General features: G+C 67.6%; 13 protein-coding genes. 12 read left to right on the forward strand and 1 reads right to left on the reverse strand.

Annotation, left to right across the window (positions count from 1 at the left end; all coding sequences use genetic code 11):
- On the reverse strand, positions 1-551 hold a 551-nt coding region (locus tag Q0R27_RS09410), incomplete at its 3' end, for a pyruvate kinase (protein ID WP_293943718.1).
- Positions 552-697: 146 nt separating this feature from the next.
- On the opposite strand from Q0R27_RS09410, the gene Q0R27_RS09415 reads away from it, so the two are divergent.
- The 12 genes from Q0R27_RS09415 (at position 698) to tolR (ending at position 7,778) form a co-directional block, all read left to right on the forward strand.
- Positions 698-940, forward strand: coding sequence for a DUF2312 domain-containing protein (locus Q0R27_RS09415; RefSeq protein WP_293943720.1), 243 nt, complete (start codon positions 698-700; stop codon positions 938-940).
- Positions 941-969: 29 nt separating this feature from the next.
- The gene (locus tag Q0R27_RS09420) at positions 970-1,521 is read left to right on the forward strand and encodes a DUF1003 domain-containing protein (RefSeq protein ID WP_293943722.1); all 552 of its coding nucleotides are present in this window, start codon (positions 970-972) and stop codon (positions 1,519-1,521) included.
- 38 nt (positions 1,522-1,559) lie between these two features.
- Entirely contained in the window at positions 1,560-2,303 is a 744-nt protein-coding gene (locus Q0R27_RS09425) for a YebC/PmpR family DNA-binding transcriptional regulator (RefSeq protein WP_293943724.1), read from the forward strand.
- A gap of 10 nt (positions 2,304-2,313) precedes the next feature.
- On the forward strand, positions 2,314-2,829 hold the full coding sequence (ruvC, locus tag Q0R27_RS09430) for a crossover junction endodeoxyribonuclease RuvC (protein WP_293943727.1): 516 nt from the start codon (positions 2,314-2,316) through the stop codon (positions 2,827-2,829).
- A gap of 113 nt (positions 2,830-2,942) precedes the next feature.
- A complete protein-coding gene (gene ruvA, locus Q0R27_RS09435) occupies positions 2,943-3,539 on the forward strand; it encodes a Holliday junction branch migration protein RuvA (RefSeq protein WP_293943729.1) in 597 nt (198 codons plus the stop codon).
- Positions 3,540-3,567: 28 nt separating this feature from the next.
- Positions 3,568-3,774, forward strand: a complete 207-nt coding sequence (locus Q0R27_RS09440) for a type II toxin-antitoxin system HicB family antitoxin (protein WP_293943731.1) — start codon at positions 3,568-3,570, stop codon at positions 3,772-3,774.
- Positions 3,767-3,985 (forward strand): type II toxin-antitoxin system HicA family toxin, encoded by a 219-nt coding sequence (locus Q0R27_RS09445; RefSeq protein ID WP_293943733.1) that lies wholly within the window; start codon positions 3,767-3,769, stop codon positions 3,983-3,985. The genes Q0R27_RS09440 and Q0R27_RS09445 overlap by 8 nt, the downstream gene beginning before the upstream one ends.
- Positions 3,982-5,013 carry a Holliday junction branch migration DNA helicase RuvB gene (ruvB, locus tag Q0R27_RS09450; protein ID WP_293943735.1) on the forward strand — a complete coding sequence of 344 codons (1,032 nt, stop codon included), beginning with the start codon at positions 3,982-3,984 and terminating at the stop codon, positions 5,011-5,013. Before Q0R27_RS09445 ends, ruvB begins: the two co-directional genes overlap by 4 nt.
- A gap of 2 nt (positions 5,014-5,015) precedes the next feature.
- Entirely contained in the window at positions 5,016-6,266 is a 1,251-nt protein-coding gene (locus Q0R27_RS09455; protein ID WP_293943737.1) for a DUF3089 domain-containing protein, read from the forward strand.
- The gene (locus Q0R27_RS09460; protein ID WP_293943739.1) at positions 6,197-6,655 is read left to right on the forward strand and encodes a YbgC/FadM family acyl-CoA thioesterase; all 459 of its coding nucleotides are present in this window, start codon (positions 6,197-6,199) and stop codon (positions 6,653-6,655) included. The genes Q0R27_RS09455 and Q0R27_RS09460 overlap by 70 nt, the downstream gene beginning before the upstream one ends.
- Entirely contained in the window at positions 6,655-7,341 is a 687-nt protein-coding gene (tolQ, locus tag Q0R27_RS09465) for a protein TolQ (RefSeq protein ID WP_293943741.1), read from the forward strand. The genes Q0R27_RS09460 and tolQ overlap by 1 nt, the downstream gene beginning before the upstream one ends.
- On the forward strand, positions 7,341-7,778 hold the full coding sequence (gene tolR, locus Q0R27_RS09470) for a protein TolR (protein ID WP_293943743.1): 438 nt from the start codon (positions 7,341-7,343) through the stop codon (positions 7,776-7,778). Before tolQ ends, tolR begins: the two co-directional genes overlap by 1 nt.
- Positions 7,779-7,799 lie beyond the last annotated feature (21 nt).

Here is a 7,799-nt window from a genome sequence, read left to right on the forward strand (position 1 = left end):
CTTCGGTCCTTGGCGGTCAGCGCCGGGATCGGGACCAGCACGTCGGGGACATTGACCCCCTTGTGGTTGCTGAGCTTGCCGCCGACCTCGACTCGCGCCTCGATCCGATCCGGGGTTACGCTGACCACCTTGAGCCGGACCTTGCCATCGTCGACCAGCAGCGCCGCGCCGGGCTTGACCGCCTCGAACAGTTCGGGGTGGGGAAGCTCGACCCGGGTCGCGTCACCGAGCGCGGGATCGCGATCGAACGTGAAACTGTCCCCGGTCGCGACCGTTGCCGACCCGCCGTCGAAATCGCCGACCCTGAGCTTGGGCCCCTGAAGGTCGAACAGGATCGTCGTCGGCCGCCCGAGCTTCTTCTCGAGCGCGCGGATCGCCACCACCAGCGCGGCCTTGTCGGCCTGGTCACCGTGGCTCATGTTGATCCGGAAGGCGTCGGCCCCGGCGCGCATCAGCGCCTCGATCATCGCCGGCTCGGACGACGCCGGGCCCAGCGTCGCCAGCACCTTCACCTTGCGTCCGCGCGGCGGCATCGCCGGAATGACTGCCATGATCTTCCCCTCGTCGCTGGCCGCTGCCATAGCCGCTGAAGCGCTGCGATCAACCGCGTTTCCTGGCCAAGCCGGGTTGAGCGGCCAGCCCCAAGCGCCTAACGACCGCCGCGATCACGACCGATTCTTGAGAAAGCGAAACCACCATGAGCGAAGGCGCCGTCGCAGCCGACCAGTTGCGGCTGTTCATCGAGAGAATTGAACGGCTTGAGGAAGAGAAAAAGGGCATCGCCGACGACGTCAAGGACGTCTACGCCGAGGCCAAGTCGACCGGTTTCGACACCAAGACGATGCGTGCCATCGTCCGTCTGCGCAAACTGGAGGCGCACACCCGCCAGGAAATGGACGCGTTGCTCGAAACCTATCGCACCGCGCTCGGCCTCGCCTAGAGATTGACGGCGCCGCTTCGGAGGACAGCATGACCAACGAGACCACCTCCGATCTCGCGATCCGCATGCTGGTCGAGGATGACGCCGAGCTGGGCGAGGAGGAGCGCCACGTCCTCGAGAACATCGCAGCCGGCCGACTCACCAGCCGCGACGCCGCCGATGTCTCCGACGAACGCTCGAGCTTCGGCGAGCGCCTGTCCGACCGCGTCGCCGCGGTCGGCGGGTCGTGGAGCTTCATCATCTTCTTCGGGATTGTGCTGGTCGGCTGGATGCTGCTCAACACCGATATTCTGGCCCATATCGGCAAGCAGTTCGACCCCTATCCCTACATCTTCCTCAACCTGTTGCTGTCGACGCTCGCCGCGATCCAGGCGCCGGTGATCATGATGAGCCAGAACCGCCAGGCGGCCAAGGATCGCGTTGCCGCGCGGCTCGACTATGAAACCAATCTCCGCGCCGAGCTCGACATCCTCCGCCTCCACGACAAGATCGACCGCTCGGTCGACGAGCGGCTGATTGCGATCGAGCAGCGCGTAGCCACCATCGCCGCGGCGGTTGAGAAGCGCGGCGGCTCCGCCTAAGAACGGCGGCGAAACTTTCCTCGATCGAAGAGCATCCCGTGGCCGGCCATTCCAAATATAAGAACATCATGCACCGCAAGGGCGCGCAGGACAAAAAGCGCTCGGGCATGTTCTCCAAATTAAGCCGCGAAATCACCGTCGCCGCCAAGATGGGGTTGCCCGATGTCGAGATGAACCCGCGCCTTCGCGCCGCGGTCAATGCCGCCAAGGCGCAGTCGATGCCCAAGGACAATATCCAGCGCTCGATCGACAAGGCCGCGCGCGGCGACGCCGAAACCTACGAGGAAATCCGCTACGAAGGCTTCGGCCCCGGCGGCGTCAGCCTCATCATCGAGGCGCTCACCGACAACCGCAACCGCACCGCCACCAACGTCCGCACCGCGGTTTCGAAGAACGGCGGCAACCTCGGCGCATCGGGCAGCGTCTCCCACGCCTTCGACCGCATGGGCCTGATCAGCTACCCCGCCAAAAGCGGCGACCCCGACAAGGTGTTCGAAGCCGCCCTCGACGCCGGCGCGCAGGACGTCAGCTCCTCCGACGACGGCCATGAGATCTGGACCGAAATCGGCGACCTCCACGAAGTCGCCAAGGCGCTCGAACCGGTCCTCGGCATAGCCGAAGGCGCCAAGCTCGCCTGGCGCCCGCAGGTCATGGTCGACGTCAACGAATCGGACGCCGCCACCCTGCTCAAACTGATCGACACCCTCGACGAGGACGACGACGTCCAGCAAGTCTGGGGCAACTACGAAGTCTCCGACGAAATCATGGAGAAACTTAGCTGATCATGTTGTCATGTTGATTTTGGGCCTCGACCCCGGGCTGAGCACTACCGGCTGGGGCGTGATTCGCGCCGAGGGCAATCGCCTGACCCATCTCGCCAACGGCCAGCTCAAGACCGCCGCGTCCGAGCCCCTGCCACAACGCCTCGCGCACCTCGCAACGATGCTCGAGACGATCCTCGCCGAGCACCACCCCACCGCCGCCGCGGTCGAGGAGATCTTCCTCAACAAGAATCCGCAATCGACCCTCAAGCTCGCCCAGGCCCGCGGCGTCGCACTCATGCTCGCCGCTCGCTCCGGCCTCGTCGTCGGCGAATACGCCGCGCGGCTCGTCAAACAGGCCATCGTCGGCACCGGCGCCGCCGAGAAAGTGCAAGTCCACGCGATGGTCCAGCGCCTCCTCCCCGGCGCCAGGATCGCGGGCCCCGACGCCGCCGACGCGCTAGCCGTCGCCATTACCCACGCACATCATCTGGCGACGAGCTCGAAAATTCCCCTCCCTGCCAAGGGAGGGGTTAGGGATGGGTAGCGAGCGCAGCGAGCCGGTCCCGCGTAAGCAATGAGTCTTCTGGCACGCTGATCGCGCGCACCCACCCCCTGCCCCTCCCTTTACAGGGAGGGCAGAATTGCTACCCCATCCCCATGATCGCCCGCCTCACCGGAATCCTCGCCGAGACCGCCGCCGACCACGCCGTGATCGACGTCGCCGGGGTCGGCTACGCTGTCCTTGCCAGCAGCCGCACGCTCGACGCGATCGGCCCCGTCGGCTCCGCCGTCCTCCTCCTCACCGAACTCCAGGTGCGCGAGGACAGCATGACCCTGTTCGCCTTCGCCAACGCGGCCGAGCGCGAAAGCTTCCGCCACCTGACCAGCGTGCAGGGCGTCGGTGGTCGCGTTGCGCTCGCCATCCTCTCGGTGCTCGACCCGACCGCGCTCGCCACCGCCGTTGCCCACGGCGACAAGGCAATGGTCGCGCGCGCCAACGGCGTCGGCCCCAAGCTCGCCCAGCGCATCGTCAACGAACTCGCCGGAAAACTGGGAACCCCCGCCCTCGCTGGCGTCGCGGGAAGCGCCCCGCCGAAGGGCACCACCGCGCAAGACGCCCTCAGCGCCCTCGCCAACCTCGGCTTCAAACCCGCCGAAGCCAGCGCCGCCGTCACCGCCGCCGCCACCGACCTCGGCGAAGCCGCCACCCTCGACGCCCTCGTCCGGCTGGCGCTCAGGAAAGCGGCGAAGTAAGCTGCCGCTGAATTCGAAAGGCCGATCCATGCAAGTCACCGCCATCCTGACCCCCGCCGAGGAAGGCGGCTTCGTCGCCTTTAACCCCGAAACAGGATCGACGACGCAAGGCGAGACCGTCGAGATCGCGCTCGCCAACCTGCGCGAGGCCGTTGAGCTCTACCTCGAGGAATTTCCGATCCGCAGCGTCGGCGCACCCTTCGTGACGACCTTCGACGTCGCACTTCATGCCTAAGCTACCCGTCCTTTCGGGCGAAGAAGTCATCAGGATGCCTGAGACACTGGGCTTCGAGCGGACGCGCCAGAAGGGAAGTCATGTAATCATGCGCCGCGCCGGGACGGGATGCGTCGTCCCCCTACACCGCGAATTAAAGTCCGGCACCCTGGCCGGAATCATCCGGCAATCAGGCTTGACCAGCGATGAGTTTCTGAGCGCCGCCCAATGAGCACTGACCCCGCCCGCATCACTACTCCGGAACGCCAGCCCGAGGACGTCGACGCCGCGCTTCGTCCAAAGACCCTCGACGAATTCATCGGGCAGCAGGGCGCGCGCGAGAATCTGCGCATCTTCGTCAATGCGGCGAAAGCCCGTGGCGAGGCGCTCGACCATGTCCTGTTCTTCGGCCCGCCCGGGCTCGGCAAGACCACGCTCGCCGGAATTCTCGCCCGCGAAATGGGGGTTGGCTTCCGCGCCACCTCGGGCCCGGTCATCGCGAAATCGGGCGACCTCGCCGCGCTGCTCACCAACCTCGAGGACGGCGACGTGCTGTTCATCGACGAGATCCACCGCCTCGCCCCCGCGGTCGAGGAAATCCTCTACCCGGCGATGGAGGACCGCGCGCTCGACCTGATGATCGGCGAGGGCCCGTCCGCGCGCAGCGTCCGCATCGACCTCCCCCGCTTCACCCTCGTCGGCGCAACCACCCGCCAGGGCCTCCTCACCACCCCGTTGCGCGACCGCTTCGGCATCCCGATCCGGCTCAACTTCTACACCGTCGCCGAGCTCGAACAGGTCGTCCGCCGCGCCGCCCGCCTGCTAGCCGCCGACCTCACCGAGGACGGCGCGCACGAGATTGCCCGCCGCAGCCGTGGCACCCCGCGCATCGCCGGTCGCCTGCTCCGCCGGGTGCGCGATTTCGCCCACGCCGCGGGCAATGCCGCGATCGACGCCGGCGCAGCCGACCGCGCGCTGACCCGGCTCGAGATCGACGCGCTCGGCCTCGACGCGATGGACCGCCGCTACCTGACGATGATCGCCGATCTCTACAACGGCGGGCCGGTCGGGGTCGAAACGCTGGCGGCGGGCTTGAGCGAACCGCGCGACACGATCGAGGACGTGATCGAGCCCTACCTCATTCAGCTTGGGTTGATCGCCCGCACCGCACGCGGGCGCTGCCTCAACGGTCGCGGCTGGAGCCACCTCGGCCTGACCCCGCCCGCCACTGCTCAGACCGGCCTGTTCGACGTGGAGTAATCATGCGCATCCTGTCTTTTGCCGCCGCCTCTTTCCTGGCCCTGCCCGCCCCCGCCCCCGCCCAGCCCACCAATCTCCAGTCCCCGGTCGACTACAGAAAGGACGCCAACTGGCTCTGCCTTCCCGGCCGCAAGGACATTTGCGCCGTCCCCCTCGCCACCACCGACCTTCCCGCCACCGGCTACGCCGCCCGCACCACCGCCGCGCCTGCCGCCAACCCGCCGGTCGACTGCTTCTTCGTCTACCCCACGATCAGCCACGATCCCGGCCTCAACAGCGACCTCACTCCCTCCGACAGCGAGGAACTCTACGCCACTCAGAACCAGTTCGCCCGCTTCGGCGCGGTGTGCCGGACCTTCGCCCCGCTCTACCGCCAGATGACCGTCGGCGCGGTCGTCGTCGCGGACATCGGCGCCGATATCAGCGGTCCGGCGCGCCTCGCCTACACCGACGTCTCGCGCGCCTGGCGTCAGTATCTCGCCACCCGCAATGCCGGCCGCCCGTTCGTCCTCATCGGCCACAGCCAGGGCTCGCTGATGCTCCAGCAACTGCTCGCCAAGGAAATCGAGGGTCGCCCGGAGGCCAGACGAATGCTTCTCGCGATCATCCCCGGCTTCAACGTCCTCGTCCCGCAGGGCAAACTCGTCGGCGGTACCTTCAAGTCGACCCCGCTGTGCAGCCGCAAAAGCGAGTCCGGCTGCGTCCTTGCCTGGTCGGCCTACCGCATCAACAATCTGCCCCCCCAGGGCGCCCTGTTCGGCTATGCCGATCAGCCCGGAATGACCGTCGCCTGCACCAACCCCGCCAGCCCCGGCGCGACCGGCTGGACCAACCTCGACAGCTACTGGAACGGCCGCTCGTCGGTCGAGGTCCCCGGCGGGCCGATCAGCTGGTCGTCGCAAGGCCCGCCGCCAACGACCTTCCTCCACACCACTGATCTCGCCTCCGGCCGCTGCATCAACGACGGCCCGCGCGGCTACCTCTCGATCCGCACCAATGTCACCCCCGGCGCAATGCGGACCGACCGCATCGGCGGCGAAGTCGGCTTCCTCGGCTTCTTCCTCCCCGGCTGGGGAATGCACTTGAACGACATCGCCGTGGTGCAGGGCGACCTGATCGCGCGCATCCGCGACGTCAGCGCGGGGGTTGCCCCTCCGACTCCCGCCCGGCTAAGGCCTCCGTCATGGCAGGCTCCCCCCTCGACCAGCCCTACCGCGGCGGCTTCGTCGGCCCCGAGCACCGCTTCGCGCTGACCGTCTATTTCGAGGATACCGACACCGCCGGCGTGGTCTACTACGCGAATTATCTGAAGTTCATGGAGCGCGCCCGCTCGGACATGCTGCGCGCCGCCGGGATCGACCAGCGCGCGGCGATCGACGACGGCACCGGGGTTTACGCCGTCGCCGAGGCGAACATCCGCTATCACCGCCCGGCGAAACTCGGTGACGACCTCGTGCTCGTCTCGACCGTCGAACAGGTCCGCGCGGCGAGCGTGCTCATTCATCAGCAGGTCATGCGCGGGGCCGAATTGCTGGCCTCGGCGACCATCACCGCCGCTTTCCTCACCCCCGACGGTCGGCCGACCCGCCAGCCGCGGGAATGGGTCGAGCGGTTCGCCGCAATCCAGAAACAAGAGGCCTGATGCCCCCCGTCATCGCAAGCACCGACCTGATGTCGCCCCTCATCCTGTTTCTCCACGCAGATATCGTCGTGAAGCTGGTCATGCTCGGGCTGTTGGCCGCGAGCGTGTGGACCTGGGCGATCATCTTCACCCACGCCACCCGCCTGCGCCGCCTCAACCGCGCCGGAGCCGCGTTCGAGAACGACTTCTGGAGCGCCAAGGACATCGAGGAGTTCGCCTCGCGCCGCGGCGCCGAGCGGCTCCCCAGCGCCGCCATCCTCACCGCCGGGCTCGACGAGTGGCGCCGTTCGGCGAAACTGCGCAACGCCGACCGCTCGGGCACCCGCGAGCGATTGTCCGGCGCGATGAACAACGCCATCGCCGGCGAACTCGACCGCCTGTCCGACCGTCTCAACATCCTCGCCACGGTCGGTTCGGTCGCTCCGTTCGTCGGGCTGTTCGGCACAGTCTGGGGGATCATGCGCAGCTTCACTGCGATCGCCGGAGCCAACAACACCAGCCTCGCGGTGGTCGCCCCGGGCATCGCCGAAGCGCTCTTCGCCACCGCGATTGGCCTGTTCGCCGCCATCCCGGCGGTCATCGGCTACAACCGCCTGACTCACGGCCTCGACCGGCTGGAAGCAAGCCTTGGCCGCTTCGCCGATCGCTTCCACGCGACCTTGAGCCGCGAGCTTGAGGCCGACTGATGGCGGCCAGCCTCCAGTCGCGAAAGCGCGGCCGCCGACGCGCGCCGATGAGCGAGATCAACGTCACCCCGTTGGTGGACGTAATGCTCGTATTGTTGATCATCTTCATGGTCACCGCCCCCCTCCTCGTCGCCGGAGTGCCGGTCGACCTGCCGCAGAACCGCGCCGCGCCGCTCGACCAGCAGGCGAAACCGATCCAGGTTTCGATCGACAAGAACGGCGCAATCTTCATCGACGATGCCGCCGTGGCCGAGGCCGCACTGCCCGCGAAGCTCGCCGCGATCGCTGCCCGCCCCGCCCCGCCCGAGGGCCGCCGCATCTACCTGCGCGCCGACCGCAGCCTCGATTATGGCCGGGTGATGAAGGTGATGGGCGAACTCAACCGCGCCGGCCTCAACCGCGTCGCGCTCGTCTCGGTTGGCGAGCAAGTGCCATGAAGATCGACCGCGCCGAGCTCG

The organism is Sphingomonas sp., assembly GCF_025362505.1.
Classification (GTDB): Bacteria; Pseudomonadota; Alphaproteobacteria; order Sphingomonadales; family Sphingomonadaceae; genus Sphingomicrobium.